Below are 17,280 nucleotides of genomic sequence, written 5' to 3'. Positions count from 1 at the left end.
TTGCTATAAACACCACCTTATTTCGCCACATTTTAAATACATAATAAATACAAATATTTAACGTTATTAGAATATTTATTTAACCACGCTTTATTTTTGCTGTGCTAATTTTGTTATTAGGTACCTAAAACCTTGCTGTGGCGCCGCAGCATTTAATTAAAAATAAGGTCCAATATGAAAAGTAAACTAAGTAAACTGCAAAATAATGCTGATGTAGATATGACCCCGATGTTAGACATAGTGTTCATATTACTAATTTTCTTTATTGTAACTACATCTTTTGTAAAACCTGTGGCTATTGAATTAAACCGACCACTCGACAGCCCTCAAATAGATAAGCCTGTTAAAAATGCTTTATTTAGAATTGATGAAAGTAACGGAGTATATTTTTCAGGGAGGTTAATTGATTTAGAGCAAGTTACGTCTAATTTAGCGATGTTCGCGGCTAAATATGAAATAAGTTCGGTGCTTATAACCGCAGACGAAAACAGTACACATAATACTTTAATGAGTGTAATGAATAATATTAAGCAATACGATGATTATTCAATAAGTTTGATTTCTAAATAAAATCAGCCCAAGCTAAAACAAAAAAAGGGCCTTACGGCCCTTTGAGTTAAATAACGAAAGGGAGGTTATTAATTAAAAACGGTATTCTGCACCTACGTAGTAGTAAGCACCGTTAAATCCAAATGGAGCCGAGCGACGTGAGTAGTCAAACACACCTGAGCTACTTATTACTGTGTTGCCACTAGCATCCACAATAGTACCTGAGCGAGAGTTACCTATTTCGTTTTTATCTGGGTAAACGTCAAACAAGTTATTTGCACCAATGTTTACCGACAAATCTTCAGTAACGAAGTAGTTAACTTTAACGTCAGTTAAAATTTCTGCGCCATACGTTTGACGTCCGCCATCTTCTACTGTGTACTCACCAAAGCGATTAAGTGACAGGTTAACTGTCCAATCATCACGTTGATAAAGTGCACTTAAGTTAATACGATCCTCTGGTTGCCACTCTTCTATAATAGAGATATCTTCCGCTGAAAATATATCGTCTACACTTACTGTCTCAAGGCTTGAGCCAGCAGGAGAAAATAACGATACAACATCTGTTTTAGTGAAGTTAGCTGCAAGTGTAAAATCAAGCGTACCGCCTAAACCTTCAGTGTTCCACGTTGCTACAAAATCAACACCACGAGTTTCAGTATCAGCACCATTTAAGAAAAACTGCCCTACGCCAGCCCCCGCACTATTTAATGCAGCATCAAGGCTTGTAGATAAACCTTTACCTAAGCGGTCACTAATTACAATACGGTCGTCAATATCAATTGAATAGTAATCAACGGTTACATTAATATTATCTGTAACGTTATACACAATACCTAAACTACGGTTTTGTGATTTTTCTTCTTTAAGCTTTGGAATACCTAAGCTTTGCGCAAGTGTTGAATCATTTCTAAATGTACCAACCTCTTCTGCAACTAAGTTACCATTAGTATCAACAACAAATTGCGTACTTACATTATTAAAGTAAAGCTGTTGCATTGAAGGTGCTCTAAAACCTGAGCTTAATGCACCACGTAGTGAAATATCGTCGGTTACAGACCAGTTACCAGCAAGCTTAAAGTTTACTGTATCACCAAAGCCTTTGTAGTTATCGTAGCGAAGTGCACCCGATAAAATTACATCTTCAATTACATAAGCTTCTGCATCTACATAAAATGAGATTACATCACGCGACTCATCAACTGATGACGCAGGAGACGAACCACCAAAACCTTGTGAACCACCTGATGCATCTTCAGAGCCAACACCACCACTTAAGCCGTTATAAATACTTACACCGTTGGTCGTATCGTAATCGCGGTATGCATATTCACTACCTTCTAAGATACGGTATTCATCAGTACGAATTTCAGCACCCATCGCTAACGAATAATCATCAAAGTTTTGCGTAAAATCAATGTTGATTGTTTGCAATGATAATTCCATGCCGTAAGCGTACGCTTCACGTGGGATAGTTGTTCGAATATCAGCTGCACTTAAACCTTGGTCATAACGTAAAAAGTTAGCGTATGAGGCATTAATAGTGTCACTTGTCGTATAATCAATGCTGTTTTCACCGTAGGTGTAAGACAAATCAAGACTTGCATCGTTATCAAACTCAGTTTTATAACCAAAGTTGTATGAGATATCGTCGATAGTTGTATTAATTTTTGGTAAGAAACCTAGCGGAATTGTCGCATCGTTATCTTGCAGTACTGGGTTACCACCTGCATTTGCATTATGACGGAAAAATGCAGCCGACTCGTTTTCACGTGTTGAGTAAGTAATAAAGCCGTAAAGCTCGCCATCACCTAATTCATAGCCGGTATTAATTGTTAAACCAAACTGCTGAGAATCAGCATCACCAATTCTAAAAGTATCACGATCGGCTGTCAGTTCACGCGGATCGCCAGCAAGTAAAGTACCGTCACTTAACTCTGTACAACCATAAAACTGACAAGAGCCATGTAAACCTGCACGGTTAGTAGGTGCACGGTCACGGTAATTGATAGTTGTATTTAAATAACCGTCATCACCTAGCGCAAAGCCTTTATTAAAATCAAGGTTGATGGTTTCGCCATCACCTTCTGAATATTGGCCGTAGTTAATAGCCGCTTTACCGCCTTCGCTACCATCTTTAAGTACAATATTAATAACACCAGCAATCGCATCAGAACCATACTGAGCAGCAGCGCCATCACGTAATACTTCAATGCGTTTAATTGCAGAGGCTGGAATTGCATTCATATCAGTACCTGCAGTACCACGCCCAACAGAGCCATTAATATGAATAATACTTGCTTGGTGACGACGTTTGCCGTTAATTAACACCAATGTTTGGTCGGGACCTAAACCGCGAAGTGTCGCAGGTCTTAAAGCATCAGTACCATCACTAATTGCAGAGCTTGAAAAGTTAAATGAAGGAGCGATAGACTGTAGCATACGACCAACTTCTGTTTGGCCTGTATTTTCAAGCGCTTCTGCACTTAAGATATCTACTGGAACGGGTAAATCTTCAACTGAACGTCCTGCTACACGGCTACCCACAATAGCAATTTTTTCAATTTTTTCTTGAGCGACTTCTTCTGCTGCGTTTACACCTTGCGAATTAACTGCAAGTAAGGCTGGTAATACTGCTGCACTGACCGCTGAAAGCTTCATCATGTTGTTATCATTCCTGTCGATTTGTTTGAGTTTTATACTCAGTAAACCATTTTGATCAACAACCGCATCGAGCTCTGTCCCACCTAGTAATGCCTCTAGAGCATCTAGTTGAGTGTAAAATCCATAAACTGAATTTGCGTCATACTGCTTTGCCAACTCATAAGAAAACACCACGGTTTGCTCTGTTTGTTTAGCATATTCAATTAAGGCTTTGTCTGCTCGCTGCGCTTTTATATCAAATTGCACCATTTGCCCAGTGGTTTGAGTTGCTGCTTGTACACTCAAGCTAAAAATAGCCGGTGCAAGCACACTAAATCCACCCAATAAATGCGTTTGGTTACTGCGCAACTTATATAAACAGCTGACAAACAAAAATCCTCTATGGCTTTGTCTCTTTTTTTTAATGTTTTTTTTACGTTCAATATTTATTGATGCAACTTTATTTAACATTAGTCTGATTTGCATAACGTCTACTTATGATTCTGTATGGTGTTTTAGCGTTACTACATGCTCACCTAAACGCTCATGATCAATCGAAAAATTAGTTTGTAAACTTTCTAGTAAACCTTCAACGTCACCCGCTTTAAATACCCCAGCTACTTTAATACTGGCAAGCTCGGCTGAAGAAAGCTCAAAACGTGTCGCGGTATAACGACTTACTTCATTTAAAGCATCGCTTAGCTCTTCTCCGTTAAAAATAAGCATGCCATTTTGCCATGCCAAATCGCGTTGTACGTCGTTCATTGATAGTTGGGTAATTGGCTTTGTAACACTCTGCTCTATAACTACCTTTTCGCCTGAGGTAACAATGTTGGCATTAATTTGACGAATTTTTTGCGTGCTGTTATCTGCAAGTTGATAATCTTTAAAGTCATTTGCATCAACCGCTACACTGGGGTCGGTGATCATCACTTTGCCTTCGGTAACAACAAGCTCTAAATCTGATGAGGTATTACGCTGTACATTGAATACGGTACCGAGTGCGGTAAAGCTTTTGTCGCCTGCCATAACACTAAACGGACGCGTGGCATCTTTTGCTACATTAAAGCGCCCTTCTCCACGACTAAGTAATAACTGCCTGCGGCCTTTGCTATAAGCAACTTCTAGCAAGCTATTAGTATTAAGCTGCACTATGGTGCCATCTGGCAACACATACGTTGCTTGCTCGCCTACTTTTGTTTTGTAAATTTTAGTGTAATTAACTTTTGCAAGCTCTTGGTTATAGCCATTTTCTAAATTAATTAATAAGTAGCTGCATACCATTAACGCTGCAAATAAGCTCGCTGCAATTGAGTAAGAAAACATCCACTTATTTTTTGTTGCTTTAGTATTGTTACGCTGAGGAAATAAATGACTTAATTCATTTAATACCGAAAGTTCATCCCAAAGCTGAGCAAGTTCATATATAGAGTCTTGATGGGCGGTGCTTTGCATCATCCATAATTTAAATTGCTCTTTTTCATCATCAGTTAAACCACGATCAATTGCGCTTATCCATTCACATGACTTTTCTAAAATTAAATCTTTTGAATTAAATTGATGAACATTACTCATTCTGCGACCCTCTTAACTGATATAGGGTGTGCTTGAGCTTTAGGATGTATTTGAGAGCTTTGCTCATGTTCACGCATGTACAACATGGTTTGTAATAATCCTTTTGCAATGTGTTTTTCAACAGTGCTTTGGCTTAACTGCATTTGATCTGCGATCTCTTTTTGGCTCATGCCATAAACTTTTTTTAATATAAAGCATTTACGAATTGATGAGTTTAGTTGCTCAGTAGCTCTACAAAAAAGTAAGAAGCGCTCTTTAGATGTGTATTCATCTTCAAGCTTCATTGATTTGAGTAGTACGGGTAATTCGTTATCATTTTCTAACGAATCATTAAATTTGTTGTCCCACTTTGCTATATGGTTTAGTGCTAGGTGTTTTGCTGTTTTAAGCATATAACTGCGGGTAAACTGAATGTCTTGCTTTAAATCAGCTTCATAGCTTTTTACAAAGGTTTCTTGCACAATATCTTCTACATCGTCGGGTTGAACTATGCGCGATACAAAACGTTTGAGCTGTTTAGAAATATCAACAAATGTTGACGTGAACTTTACTTTTTTCGTCATCCTTAACATACACCTGTTGTTATTTTTATTACCGACAGGTTACGAGTTTTTGATATAAAAACAAGCTCAAATGTTAATTCTGGGTTATTTAAATGGATAGGAAGATAAATGAGTAAATTTTTAGATTACATCCGACTTAGCTTCTTTGCATTCGGTTTACTACTTGGAGTGCAAATTCCTGCATTTGTAAGCGATTTTGGCCAAGCATTATCAGCCCAATTAATTGAAGCTAAAAATGCCATTGCACCATTTAAAAACGATGCCGCTAAGTATTTTAATAATGATTTAGATAAGCTAATAAAACACTATAAAAATATTGATGATGGGATTGTGAATAAAGGTGCAAGCAATATCAGTACACTTTACACGCGACAACAAGATTTACAAATCGCTGTAAATAGGTTTGCGCAATCTCCATATATTTTTACATTGATCAGTGGCATGAGCGATGTAAAGCAACAAGTGTGGCAACGCTTTGAAGGTCAAATCATTTTAAAAAAAGACTCTATAATAGCCGCCATTATTGCAGCCATTATAATTGCCTTACTTGCCGAGCTTACTGGTTATTTGTTGTTAACTGGAGTAAAACGCTCATTCAAGCGCTTATTCGCAGCTCAAAAATAGTGATTTCATAAAATCATAAAACACATCGGTTTTACGGGTAGTTAAGCTATTTTGCGGACGCAAAAACCAAACTGGAGCATCATCTTGTGCCATTACACCGGGCATAACTTCAACTAAAATGCCATTTTTAATATCTTCATGAATAGCTATCATTGATTTAATTGCAATGCCATGACCCGCAATAGCTGCTTGAGTCATATTATCGGAATTAGAAATGGTAAAGCGTGTTCTCGCATTAAAAGTATGTATTTTACCCTGCTCATCAAAAAGCTTTAATTGGCGCTGCCACGGCAGGCAAACCCAATAGTGTTCGCTTAATTGAGCTAAGCTTTTAGGCATACCATATTTTTTTATGTAGCTAGGAGCTGCGCAAAGTATACGTTTGTTGTTTACTATTTTTCGCGACAGTAAACCGGAATCATTTAATTGCCCTACACGAATTGCCACATCTTGTGCGTCATCAACCACATTTACAAAATGATCCGTAATTAAAAAATCAAGTTTTAGTTCAGGATAGGCCTGCTCTAACTCGTTAAGCCTTGGCATTACGTATTTCGAAAAAATCCAAGGGGGCATAGTCACGCGTAATAAACCACTTACCGATGAGCTACGTGCACCAATACTATGCTCAGCGTCGTGCAATGCCTCAATTATAGCGCCAACGCGCGTATAAAATATTTCACCTGCGGGAGATAACCGTACTCGTCGGCTATCTCTAAAAACAAGTACTGTTGCAAGCTCACGCTCCAATTTACTTAAGCGATGGCTTACCGTTGCAGGCGATAAACGCTGCTCGCGAGCAGCAGCAAGCACTCCTTTATTTTCAACTACTGCTATAAATGTTTCTAGGTCGCTTAAATTATACATAAAGATGCCATTGTGCACTTTTCAATGTTTAACATTTTCGAATGAAGCTTTCAGTTTTGCAATGTTTATTTAAATATGTAAAACACTATAATTGCAAATAGTCTAATTATTGAGGTTCAATCATGAGTTTAAAAGCGCAAATAGATGCCTATAACGTACAAAAAGATGCCAAGTTACCGGCTGACGTTTTAGCATTAATGAACACTACAAACGAAGAGCTTATTGCACAGCATATTAAAGACAATGCGTTGCAAATTGGTCAAAAGGTAGAAAACTTCAGCCTAGCCAACCATAACGGCGAAAACATTGAGCTTGCGGATTTATTAAAAAAAGGTCCGATAATTATTAGCTTTTATCGTGGTGGCTGGTGCCCATATTGTAATTTAGAGCTAAAAGCACTTAATGACTACTTACCGCAATTTAAAACTCAAAGTGCTCAGTTAGTGGCAATATCACCACAACTGCCTGATGAAACTCTCTCAACTGCACAAAAAAACGACCTTGAATTTGATGTGCTGTCAGATGTCAGTAATAAAGTAGCTGAGCAATTTGGTCTATTGTTTACACTTGATGAACGTATTCAAGCGTTATACACACAATTTGGTATTGATTTTGAACACTACTACGGCGATAAAAGCTTTAAATTGCCGCTACCGGCTACCTATGTGATAAACCAAGAAGGTGTTATTACATATGCATTTTTAAACGAAGACTACACCCTACGCGCAGAACCTACTGATATTATGGCAGCACTTGAATCGGAGAATAACTAATGTCTATTTTAAAATCGTTAAAAACACTGACTCTTTCACTACTTGTAGGCACAAGCCTTGTATCTGGTTATGCAGTCGCTGATGAACCAAAAGAACAAGCAAAGCCCAAAGTGCTTATTTTTGATGTAAACGAAACCCTACTTGATTTAACGTCAATGCGTACCTCTATTGGTAAAGCACTAGGCGGACGTGAAGATTTATTACCACTTTGGTTTTCGACTATGCTGCACCATTCATTAGTAGATACAGTAAGCGGTAGCTATCACGACTTTGGGCAAATTGGGGTGGCGTCACTTCTTATGGTTGCTCAAAATAACAATATTGATATTACTAGTGAACAAGCTAAAACAGCTATTGTTACACCTCTTTTAACACTTCCTCCACACAGCGATGTTAAAGAAGGACTGGCAAAACTTAGAGCTCAGGGCTATAAGTTAGTAAGCCTTACAAATTCTTCAAACAAAGGTGTAAAGGCACAGTTTGAAAGCGCTGGTTTAATGTCTTACTTTGATGCGCGTTACAGCATTGAAGATATTAAAATTTACAAACCAGACTTACGTGCTTATGAATGGGTACTTAAAAAGCTAAACGTAGCACCAAATGAAGCAATGATGGTTGCAGCCCATGGTTGGGATGTTGCCGGCGCAAAAGAAGCAGGCTTACAAACCACTTTCATTGCACGCCCAGGTAAAGCACTTTACCCATTAGCTAAAAAACCAGATCACGTTGTGAAAGATTTACATGAATTAGCCGCTCTACTTAAATAAGTATGCGCTGATGAATCAATACCCAAGCGGCCAATGTTAGGATGACATTGGCCGCTTTTTTATAACTACCCCTAAATATGTCTTAGTGTAATTATTTTCATAATCAGTATGTTAAAAATTGAATGTAAACAAAGCATTTAGCCCAGTATGAGTTATTTTATCTGCTAGCAATTTAGTACTCACAACGCTACTATTAAATAAATACGTGGTGGAGAACATAATGAATAGTGAAAGATTAGGTGAGTTTGAGCAGTACTTTCAAATTAATGAAAGTATAAGAGTGAATTTATTCGCTGTATCGAACGGACAAGTTCCTAAATCGCAGCTTGAGCTAGAAGACGACATTCCCCCACTATTTAGATTAGCAAATGAAGTAAGTGAACTTGAGCAAAGCTCGTTACGCCCACTGCGTAACTTGGGCGATATAGCACAAGAGCTTGCTACATTTTTACAAGCCCAGTCACGTAAAATAGATTTAATAATGAGCCATATTTTGGCCTCAGAACAAGCGCAAGATAATGCAATTCAATGTGATAGCTACGGCGGTGGCGGTATTCGCTTTACATCACCCGAAGTACACTCAATTGGCCAAGCGTTTAGAACAAAACTATTTTTGCACCACGAAGCCTCTGCGGTTTATTGTTACACCGAAGTTGTGGCAGTAGAAAAACAAGATAGCGAACATTATCAATACACCCTGCTCTTTACCGCAATTAGAACCACTGACCAAGAACTGATTGTTAGAGCGAGTTTACATGCTCAAACCCGCCAACTTAAAAAACGTCAAGAACTTGATCAAAACCAGGCCGACCTAAACAGTGATAATTAGCTGACATCTTTATGTAAAATGCTAAACTAGCGTCATCTTAATTAGTATATAAAATTCATGAACTTTAGACTTTTACCAGAATGGGCCGAGCAAGACGCTGTTATGCTTACATGGCCTCACAAAGACACCGATTGGGCTGATAATTTAGCACGTGTAGAACCTGTATATATTGAGCTTGCTAAGCATATAACAGCGCAACAGCAGCTTGTTATTGTGGCGCACAACAGTGCCCTAAAAATGCATATTACAGCATTGCTAAATAGCGCTAACGTCTCTCTTAATCGTGTTCATTTTGTAGTAACACCTACCAACGATACCTGGGCTCGCGATCATGGTCCACTTACTTGCGCCGCTATTGATTCACCAGAGCAACTAAAAGTATATGATTTTACTTTTAATGGTTGGGGCAATAAATTTGAAAGCGCATTAGACAATCAAATTAATCGTGCTTTGGTAAAAGAGCTAAGTAGCACAAACAACCAATATCAAGCGCTCGATATGGTACTTGAAGGTGGCGGTGTTGAAATAAACGAGCATGGTGTGTTGCTAACAACCAGCGAATGTTTGCTTAACAAAAACCGCAACCCAGATTTAAATCCTGCTGACATAGAAGTACTTTTAAAAGATCACTTAGGCGCAACACGTTTTTTATGGGTTGATCATGGCTATTTAGCGGGTGATGACACCGACAGCCACATTGATACTTTAGTGCGTTTTGCGCCAAATAATACCCTTGTATATGTGCAGTGTGATGATAAAACTGATGAGCACTTTAGCGCGCTTGATGCAATGGAAAAACAACTAAAAACCTTTAAAACTGCCGATAACACCCCATATAACTTAATTGAGTTACCGTGGCCAAAAGCCGCTTATGACGATGAGCAAACACGCTTACCGGCTACCTACGCTAACTACTTAATTATTAATAATGCTGTGCTTGTGCCAACGTATAATGATGCCAATGATGAACGTGCTCTTGCTCAAGTTCAAAAAGCATACCCACAACACACTATTATTGGCGTTAATTGCCAACCAATAATTGAACAATTTGGCAGCCTGCACTGTATTACAATGCAATTACCTCGTGGATTTTTAGCTGGAGCAGCACAATGACAAGCCCTGCAAAATTAACCGTTGCATTAGTGCAACAAAGCAATACCGATAACGCTCAGCACAATATGGAAAAATCAATAAGTGCCATTCGTGAAGCAGCTCAAAAAGGTGCAAAACTGGTCGTACTTCAAGAGCTACACCGAAGCCTCTATTTTTGTCAAACCGAAAATGTTGATGTATTTGATTTAGCCGAAACCATTCCAGGCCCTAGCAGTAATGCCATAGGTGAACTTGCTAAAGAGCTAAGTATTGTAATTGTCGCTTCTTTATTTGAAAAGCGCGCTACGGGCCTTTATCACAACACCGCAGTTGTATTAGAACAAGATGGCAGTATTGCGGGTAAATACCGCAAAATGCATATTCCTGATGACCCTGGTTTTTACGAAAAATTTTACTTTACCCCAGGTGATATCGGGTTTGAGCCTATTCAAACCTCGGTGGGTAAATTAGGCGTGCTAGTATGTTGGGATCAATGGTTTCCTGAAGCTGCACGTTTAATGGCAATGGCTGGCGCTGAAGTGTTAATTTACCCTACCGCTATCGGTTGGGATCCTAACGACGACATTGCTGAGCAAACTCGTCAAAAAGATGCGTGGGTTATTAGCCAGCGTGCCCATGCTGTTGCCAATGGTGTACCGGTAATTAGCTGTAACCGTGTCGGCCATGAAAGTGACCCAAGTGCGCAAAGCGATGGTATTGCCTTTTGGGGGAATTCGTTCATTGCAGGCCCACAAGGTGAATTATTAGCAGAGGCTAATAATACTGATGAGCAAATTTTAGTGGTTGAAATTGATCAAAAACGCTCAGAAAACGTAAGACGTATTTGGCCGTTCTTGCGTGATCGACGAATTGATCACTATAAAGACCTAACAAAAATATATCGAGACTAAGTAACCTTAACTCAAGATGGCTCTTACTTGCTAAGAGCCAACTATAAATGGAGTAATAAATGGCGTTTGAGCAATGGGCAGCCTTGCCTTGGGTAAAATCTCATAAAGATAAAATTCAATGGGGCCAGCTAAGCGGAAGTGGTTTAAGTATTGCCATTGCTGAAGGCGTTAAACAGCAAGACAACTTAGTCTTGATTGTTACGCCTGATACACCAAGCGCACTGCGCCTTGAAACAGAGCTAGAATATTTATTACCCGATAACCCAGTAATGGTATTTCCTGATTGGGAAACTCTGCCATACGATCACTTTTCTCCCCATCAAGATATTATTTCAGCCCGGTTAGCCACTTTAAACACCTTAAAAAAAGAACAACAAAGTGTGTTAATTGTGCCTGTATCTACCTTAATGTTGCGCACAGCCCCGGCCTCGTTTATTTACGGTTCGACAATAAACTTTAAAGTGGGCGACAAGCTAGACACACATAACTTTCGTGACAACTTAGAGCAAGCTGGTTATTTAAATGTTCAACAAGTAATGGAGCACGGCGAATACGCTATACGCGGCTCTATCGTTGACTTATACCCAATGGGTAGCCCGCATCCATTTAGACTCGACTTTTTTGATGACGAACTCGACACTATTCGCTTATTTGATGTAGAAACACAGCGTTCTGATGAAAAAGTAGATAAAATTGAGCTACTTCCAGCACATGAATTTCCTACTAACGACGCTGATATTGAACGTTTTAGAATAAGCTACCGTGAAAAATTTGGTGCAAGCTCGCAGCAAGACTCTGTATACATGCAAGTAAGCAAAGGTAACTGGCCTGCCGGTATTGAATACTACATGCCGTTGTTTTTTGAAAAGCTCGCGACTATTTTTGACTACCTGCCAGAAACAACTACCGTTATGCAACTGGGCGATTTAGAGCACGCGGCAGATAACTTTTGGCACGATGTAAATGTACGCTATGAGAACCGTAGAGTTGACCCACTTCGCCCATTACTAGAACCCAATGCGCTTTATCAGCCTATTGAAGAGCTGTTTTCTAATTTAGGCAATTTTGCACGTATTCGTTTATCGCTTGCAAAGCTTGGTACTAAAGCGGGCAATAAAAACTTAAGCGTTAGCGAGCTGCCTGCTATTCGAATTGATCATAAGCAGCATGAACCTTATGGCGCGTTTATAAATTATGTAGCAGAGCAAAAAAAGAAAAAAGGCCGCATATTACTCAGTGTTGAATCCGATGGTCGTCGCGAATCATTACTGAGCATTTTAAAACCAAGCGGTTTAAAATTTAAAGAATTTGAAACACTCGAACAATTTACAAAAAGCGCGAGTGATGTAGGTTTAATAGTAAGCCCGCTTGAACAAAGTGTCGTACTTGGCACTAAACCAAGCCTATCTATTATTACCGAGCAAGAACTGCTAGGTATAAAAGTATCTCAGCGCAGACGCCGTAAGCACAAGTACGAAGCCAGCCAAGATGCACTAATACGTAACTTAGCCGAGCTTAAAGAAGGCCAACCTGTTGTGCATCTCGATCATGGTGTTGGGCGTTACCAAGGTTTGCAAACAATTGATGCTGCAGGTGTAGTTACTGAGTTTGTTACGATTACTTACGCAAGTGAAGCTAAACTATACGTGCCAGTATCGGCGCTGCATATGCTGAGTCGTTACTCTGGCGGCGAAGAAGCTAGCGCCCCACTGCACAAGCTTGGCTCAGATGCATGGGAAAAAGCAAAAAAACGTGCGGCTGAAAAAGTTCGCGATGTAGCAGCAGAATTACTCGACATTTATGCACAGCGCCAAGCAAAACCCGGTAATAAGTTTACGCTAGACGCCCCTGCATATCGCCAATTTAGCGATAGCTTCCCGTTTGAAGAAACTGACGATCAGCGCAACGCCATAGAAGCGGTATTAGGTGATATGCAATCAAAGCAAGCCATGGACCGCTTAGTATGTGGTGACGTAGGCTTTGGTAAAACAGAAGTGGCCATGCGCGCTGCTTTTGTAGCGGTTAACGATGATAAACAAGTGGCAATTTTAGTGCCTACCACCTTGCTGGCTCAGCAGCACTATGAAAACTTTAAAGACCGTTTTGCTGATTTTCCTATTGAAGTAGGTGTACTTTCGCGCTTTAACTCCACTAAAGAGCAAAAAGATACGCTTGAAAAAATGGCAAACGGTAAGCTCGATATAGTTATTGGTACACATAAACTTATTCAGCAAGATATTAAGTTTAACGATTTAGGCTTACTTATTGTCGATGAAGAACATCGCTTTGGTGTTCGCCAAAAAGAGAAAATTAAAGCACTGCGCGCTGATGTAGACATACTCACACTAACTGCAACGCCAATACCGCGTACACTTAACATGGCCATGAGCGGCATGCGCGATTTATCAATTATTGCAACGCCACCGGCTAAACGTTTAGCGGTTAAAACCTTTGTACGCCAACGCGATGTAGAACTAATACGCGAAGCCGTACTGCGAGAAATTAAACGCGGTGGCCAAGTTTACTTTTTGCATAACAATGTAGAAACTATTGAGCGTGTTGCACAAGAAATTAGTGAATGGGTGCCGGAAGCAAGCGTAACCTCAGCCCATGGTCAAATGCGCGAGCAAGAGCTTGAGCAAATAATGACTGACTTTTATCATCAAAAATACAACGTGCTTGTATGTACTACGATTATCGAAACGGGTATTGATGTGCCTACAGCCAACACCATTATTATGGATAGAGCTGATAAACTTGGCCTTGCGCAATTACACCAATTACGTGGACGAGTTGGCCGAAGCCATCACCAAGCGTATGCCTATTTACTCACAGGTGACCCCAAAGCACTTTCTAAAGACGCGAGTAAACGCTTACAAGCAATCGAATCGTTGGAAGATTTAGGCGCGGGTTTTGCCCTCGCTACACACGATTTAGAAATTCGTGGCGCCGGTGAGTTACTTGGCGACGATCAATCAGGTCAAATGCAAACTATAGGCTTTAGTTTGTATATGGAAATGCTCGAGCAGGCCGTAAATGCACTACGTGAAGGTAAAGAGCCAACGCTTGAAAACCTACTTCAAAAACAAACCGAAGTAGATTTAAAACTAGCTGCCCTATTACCTGATGACTACATACACGATGTAAATGCACGTTTAGGCATGTACAAGCGCGTTGCAAGTTGTGCTAACCTTGACGACATGGACGAATTACAGGTAGAACTTATAGACCGTTTTGGTTTACTGCCAGATGCAGCCAAAAACTTGTTCAGCTTGCAGCAGCTTAAAATGCAGGCCAGTAATTTGGGTATAACAAAAATTGAAGCAAACCCAAAAGGTGGTTATTTTGAATTTAGCCAAGATACCAAGGTTAACCCTAGCTTCATCATTGGTTTGATACAAAGTGCGCCTAAGGTGTACAAAATGGATGGCGCAAATAAATTGCGCTTTGCAATTAGTGAAGCTAACGCTCGCGAACGCTTAAAAATGGTCACTGCAATGATTGCAGATTTCGAAAAAAAGGTTAGCCATTAATGTTGCTAAAAAAATCGCTGGTTATTTTATGCTGCTTGTTTAGCAGCACTGCATTTGCAGAACGCTGGTTTGAGGTTGAGGTGCTTGTATTTAAACAGCGCCCGGCTCCGTATTTGCAAGAAGATTTTACACTTAAGCACAAAGCTATTGAGGATAAAAACTCTCTAGATTTAATGACCCCTCTTTATACAGAGCAAGCAATGCAAGCCTGTATAGATGGTGATGAGCGTTTTCAAAAACGCTCTTTTACAGATTCATTAGTTAATTCAAACCCACAATCGGGTGTATGTGGTGACAGTACAAACTACCTACAAAGCTATGATGAGCTACCTGTTACACCTCTAGCGCCTGCTAAAGATGATATGCAGCAAACTTATTTATTAGCGCCAGAACAGCTGCAATTTAAAGCGCAGTACAGGCAGCTAGATCGCAAAGGATTAACACCTATTCTACATACAGGCTGGCGCTTTGAAGGCGCAAGTAAGTCGCGTGCACCAAGCATGCATTTAATCGCAGGTAAACACCTTAAAAGTGACTCTAACGTAACCCCTAGCTATTCAAACCCTGATTTTGTAAGTTTATTAAATTCACAACCTGAACTATTTAACGACCCGGATCAATCAAAAGCAGAATGGGAACTAGACGGTTTATTTAAAATACACTTACGACATTATTTATACATTACAGCTAATTTTGATATTAGCCAAAAGCTAGAAAATGGCGATATAGAGTCAGCCCGCTTTTCTCAGTTTAGACGTGTAATAAGTGGTGAAGTACATTACTTTGACCACCCACGAATGGGCATGATTGTCCAAATCAGAAAATTCAAACATTAATACTAAGTAGGATATAACAATGAAAAAACTCCTTATCATCGCAGCTACATTAAGCCTTGCGGCTTGTTCTAAGGTAAGTCTTGAGAGTTACGAAAAAATCAAAGTAGGTATGGATAAGACTGAAGTTGAAACCATTTTAGGTACTGCGGACAACTGTGTTGAAAAAACACTGCATACTAATTGTGTGTGGGGCGACGAAGCAAAAAATATCGAGATCACGCTAGTATCAAACAAAGTAACTTTATATAGCAAACATGGTTTAGCTAATAAATAAATTTAAAAAAGGGACTGATTTTATCAGTCCCTTTTTTAATTACTAAAATTCACTTTTTGGAGTAGATAAGCTCAATATTAACGATTTTACTTCGATTTAACGTTATTTTATAGCGTTGATAAAGTGTTCTATCTTCCTCGGTTAGCACAAGCACCATGTTAAGTTGGTAGCGCCGTTCAACTGCCTGTTTAGATATTTTATTACTGTCTAAATGATATAACTTCCCTTCACCACGTTTTAAATAACGCGCAAATGGCGCAAGACTAAATTGTAGCGTTTGCTGCAGTGTATCGTACCCAGGTAAAAATTCTTTCGCGCTTACCCGTGTCTCACTTGCAAAGTGTAACCACTGCGCAGCTTGTTTATTTTGTTGACGACGTTTTGAAAATATAGATTTTACTTCTTTAGGGATTTTTTTAAAGCGTGTGTATTCAAGCCAAATTAGCTGACTCGCTATTTTGTCTTTAGTAATACTATTTTTAAAACTAAATCTCCACTTAGGTCGCCCTTGTACAATAGCTCGCCAAATCATACGCGTAATATCTTCTTTAAATATTTCACGTAGCCCGTAAATAACCCCTAAAATTAAAATAAGCGTCGCGGTGACTTCAGTAAACGTTGAGCGGGCATTAAGTATGACAACCATCACGAATGCCATGATAACTGCCGTTACAGTGCCTTTTACTAATCGTTTAAGATAGCTGTTAAGAAACCGTGTTTGGCGCTGTAATATAACGCCATGCTCAATTAAGCGTTGCAACAAGCGCATTTTATTTGTTATTCGATTAGCGTCTTGCATTGTGGTTTCAGAATTATAGTTTTTGTCAGCCCGGTACGCATTTTCGTTTTTACAAAACTGCATTAAATCGTTACGCTCTTTTGCATAATCGCTACTACGTGGGCCTTCATCTAAAAGCTTTAAAAATGATTGCTCAACATGCCAACTTAAATAGTTATCAGCATTGGTAAAAAATGGCAGTAGTTTTTCATCATCTGGCGTATAGCGACGCAGCTTTTTTAGAAGTCCTTCACTTTGTTCATATACTTCGTTAGCGCGTTTATAAAAGTCTTCTGCTTCATCAATTTTTAACGCATCTTTAATGTCGGCATCAAGGGCTAAACGTACTTGGTAACAAAATAAATTAAGGTTTTGACGATAATCTTGCTGCTCACCTTTGTTTTTACTAACAAAGCGGCTTCGTACTAAAGGCAAGTGTATATTGTTAGCGTTGTAGGCTAAATGTGATTTAAAGTGGTTATTAAAGTAAGATTCTTCGGTGAGCGTTTGCGGATTAATCCCCATTTCATTAGGGATAGAAAAATACAGATCTATGCGCTGTTCAGAACGAGGAGTAAGCTCTGGTTCAATGACAAAAGATAAGTTTTCATCTTGTTTTAACAATCAGTTCTCCTTCTAAAATATCGTTTTAGTGTACTTGTCTCC

At 39.3% G+C, this 17,280-nt stretch carries 15 protein-coding genes; 10 read left to right on the top strand and 5 right to left on the bottom strand.

Annotated features, from left to right (window positions below; genetic code table 11):
• The first annotated feature begins 174 nt into the window (after window positions 1-174).
• Window positions 175-570, top strand: coding sequence for a biopolymer transporter ExbD (locus BW142_RS03055; RefSeq protein WP_076923830.1), 396 nt, complete (start codon window positions 175-177; stop codon window positions 568-570).
• Window positions 571-642: 72 nt separating this feature from the next.
• On the opposite strand, the gene BW142_RS03050 is transcribed toward BW142_RS03055, so the two are convergent.
• From BW142_RS03050 to BW142_RS03040, 3 genes are read right to left on the bottom strand one after another with little or no spacing between them, the layout of a single operon-like run.
• Window positions 643-3,678, bottom strand: coding sequence for a TonB-dependent receptor (locus BW142_RS03050; protein WP_076923829.1), 3,036 nt, complete (start codon window positions 3,676-3,678; stop codon window positions 643-645).
• A gap of 9 nt (window positions 3,679-3,687) precedes the next feature.
• The gene (locus BW142_RS03045; RefSeq protein ID WP_076923828.1) at window positions 3,688-4,767 is read right to left on the bottom strand and encodes a FecR domain-containing protein; all 1,080 of its coding nucleotides are present in this window, start codon (window positions 4,765-4,767) and stop codon (window positions 3,688-3,690) included.
• On the bottom strand, window positions 4,764-5,330 hold the full coding sequence (locus BW142_RS03040; RefSeq protein ID WP_024599128.1) for an RNA polymerase sigma factor: 567 nt from the start codon (window positions 5,328-5,330) through the stop codon (window positions 4,764-4,766). The genes BW142_RS03045 and BW142_RS03040 overlap by 4 nt, the downstream gene beginning before the upstream one ends.
• A 108-nt stretch (window positions 5,331-5,438) precedes the next feature.
• Here BW142_RS03040 and BW142_RS03035 point away from each other — a divergent pair, with 108 nt between their 5' ends.
• Window positions 5,439-5,954, top strand: a complete 516-nt coding sequence (locus BW142_RS03035; protein ID WP_024599129.1) for a DUF2937 family protein — start codon at window positions 5,439-5,441, stop codon at window positions 5,952-5,954.
• Here BW142_RS03035 and BW142_RS03030 read toward each other — a convergent pair.
• On the bottom strand, window positions 5,934-6,821 hold the full coding sequence (locus BW142_RS03030) for a LysR family transcriptional regulator (protein ID WP_024599130.1): 888 nt from the start codon (window positions 6,819-6,821) through the stop codon (window positions 5,934-5,936). The genes BW142_RS03035 and BW142_RS03030 overlap by 21 nt on opposite strands.
• A 122-nt stretch (window positions 6,822-6,943) precedes the next feature.
• Here BW142_RS03030 and BW142_RS03025 point away from each other — a divergent pair, with 122 nt between their 5' ends.
• The 8 genes from BW142_RS03025 to BW142_RS02990 all read left to right on the top strand — a co-directional run bounded on the left by BW142_RS03025 (window position 6,944) and on the right by BW142_RS02990 (window position 15,836).
• Window positions 6,944-7,594 carry a peroxiredoxin-like family protein gene (locus BW142_RS03025; protein ID WP_076923827.1) on the top strand — a complete coding sequence of 217 codons (651 nt, stop codon included), beginning with the start codon at window positions 6,944-6,946 and terminating at the stop codon, window positions 7,592-7,594.
• Window positions 7,594-8,361: a haloacid dehalogenase type II gene (locus BW142_RS03020; RefSeq protein WP_024599132.1), complete on the top strand. Its 768-nt coding sequence runs from the start codon at window positions 7,594-7,596 to the stop codon at window positions 8,359-8,361. The genes BW142_RS03025 and BW142_RS03020 overlap by 1 nt, the downstream gene beginning before the upstream one ends.
• Window positions 8,362-8,581: 220 nt before the next feature.
• Window positions 8,582-9,190 carry a PilZ domain-containing protein gene (locus tag BW142_RS03015; RefSeq protein ID WP_024594380.1) on the top strand — a complete coding sequence of 203 codons (609 nt, stop codon included), beginning with the start codon at window positions 8,582-8,584 and terminating at the stop codon, window positions 9,188-9,190.
• 57 nt (window positions 9,191-9,247) lie between these two features.
• The gene (locus BW142_RS03010; protein ID WP_076923826.1) at window positions 9,248-10,303 is read left to right on the top strand and encodes an agmatine deiminase family protein; all 1,056 of its coding nucleotides are present in this window, start codon (window positions 9,248-9,250) and stop codon (window positions 10,301-10,303) included.
• Window positions 10,300-11,193 carry a carbon-nitrogen hydrolase gene (locus BW142_RS03005; RefSeq protein ID WP_076923825.1) on the top strand — a complete coding sequence of 298 codons (894 nt, stop codon included), beginning with the start codon at window positions 10,300-10,302 and terminating at the stop codon, window positions 11,191-11,193. Before BW142_RS03010 ends, BW142_RS03005 begins: the two co-directional genes overlap by 4 nt.
• Window positions 11,194-11,252: 59 nt before the next feature.
• Complete coding sequence (mfd, locus tag BW142_RS03000) at window positions 11,253-14,726, top strand: transcription-repair coupling factor (protein WP_076923824.1); 3,474 nt, start codon at window positions 11,253-11,255, stop codon at window positions 14,724-14,726.
• Window positions 14,726-15,562 (top strand): peptidoglycan binding protein CsiV, encoded by an 837-nt coding sequence (locus BW142_RS02995; protein ID WP_076923823.1) that lies wholly within the window; start codon window positions 14,726-14,728, stop codon window positions 15,560-15,562. Before mfd ends, BW142_RS02995 begins: the two co-directional genes overlap by 1 nt.
• A gap of 19 nt (window positions 15,563-15,581) precedes the next feature.
• The gene (locus BW142_RS02990) at window positions 15,582-15,836 is read left to right on the top strand and encodes a lipoprotein (protein WP_024599137.1); all 255 of its coding nucleotides are present in this window, start codon (window positions 15,582-15,584) and stop codon (window positions 15,834-15,836) included.
• A 49-nt stretch (window positions 15,837-15,885) separates the two neighbouring features.
• Here BW142_RS02990 and BW142_RS02985 read toward each other — a convergent pair whose 3' ends face one another.
• Window positions 15,886-17,238 (bottom strand): hypothetical protein, encoded by a 1,353-nt coding sequence (locus BW142_RS02985; protein WP_024599138.1) that lies wholly within the window; start codon window positions 17,236-17,238, stop codon window positions 15,886-15,888.
• Window positions 17,239-17,280: the final 42 nt, after the last annotated feature.

The sequence above is a fragment of the Pseudoalteromonas sp. EB27 genome (assembly GCF_001974875.1).
Classification (GTDB): Bacteria; Pseudomonadota; Gammaproteobacteria; order Enterobacterales; family Alteromonadaceae; genus Pseudoalteromonas.
This window is presented reverse-complemented; position numbering and strand designations above follow the sequence as displayed.

Coding starts and splice junctions, on each gene's coding strand:
- BW142_RS03055 (WP_076923830.1), top strand. CDS start 175: ATGAAAAGTAAACTAAGTAAACTGCAAAATAATGCTGATGTAGATATG.
- BW142_RS03050 (WP_076923829.1), bottom strand. CDS start 3,678: ATGCAAATCAGACTAATGTTAAATAAAGTTGCATCAATAAATATTGAA.
- BW142_RS03045 (WP_076923828.1), bottom strand. CDS start 4,767: ATGAGTAATGTTCATCAATTTAATTCAAAAGATTTAATTTTAGAAAAG.
- BW142_RS03040 (WP_024599128.1), bottom strand. CDS start 5,330: ATGACGAAAAAAGTAAAGTTCACGTCAACATTTGTTGATATTTCTAAA.
- BW142_RS03035 (WP_024599129.1), top strand. CDS start 5,439: ATGAGTAAATTTTTAGATTACATCCGACTTAGCTTCTTTGCATTCGGT.
- BW142_RS03030 (WP_024599130.1), bottom strand. CDS start 6,821: ATGTATAATTTAAGCGACCTAGAAACATTTATAGCAGTAGTTGAAAAT.
- BW142_RS03025 (WP_076923827.1), top strand. CDS start 6,944: ATGAGTTTAAAAGCGCAAATAGATGCCTATAACGTACAAAAAGATGCC.
- BW142_RS03020 (WP_024599132.1), top strand. CDS start 7,594: ATGTCTATTTTAAAATCGTTAAAAACACTGACTCTTTCACTACTTGTA.
- BW142_RS03015 (WP_024594380.1), top strand. CDS start 8,582: ATGAATAGTGAAAGATTAGGTGAGTTTGAGCAGTACTTTCAAATTAAT.
- BW142_RS03010 (WP_076923826.1), top strand. CDS start 9,248: ATGAACTTTAGACTTTTACCAGAATGGGCCGAGCAAGACGCTGTTATG.
- BW142_RS03005 (WP_076923825.1), top strand. CDS start 10,300: ATGACAAGCCCTGCAAAATTAACCGTTGCATTAGTGCAACAAAGCAAT.
- mfd (WP_076923824.1), top strand. CDS start 11,253: ATGGCGTTTGAGCAATGGGCAGCCTTGCCTTGGGTAAAATCTCATAAA.
- BW142_RS02995 (WP_076923823.1), top strand. CDS start 14,726: ATGTTGCTAAAAAAATCGCTGGTTATTTTATGCTGCTTGTTTAGCAGC.
- BW142_RS02990 (WP_024599137.1), top strand. CDS start 15,582: ATGAAAAAACTCCTTATCATCGCAGCTACATTAAGCCTTGCGGCTTGT.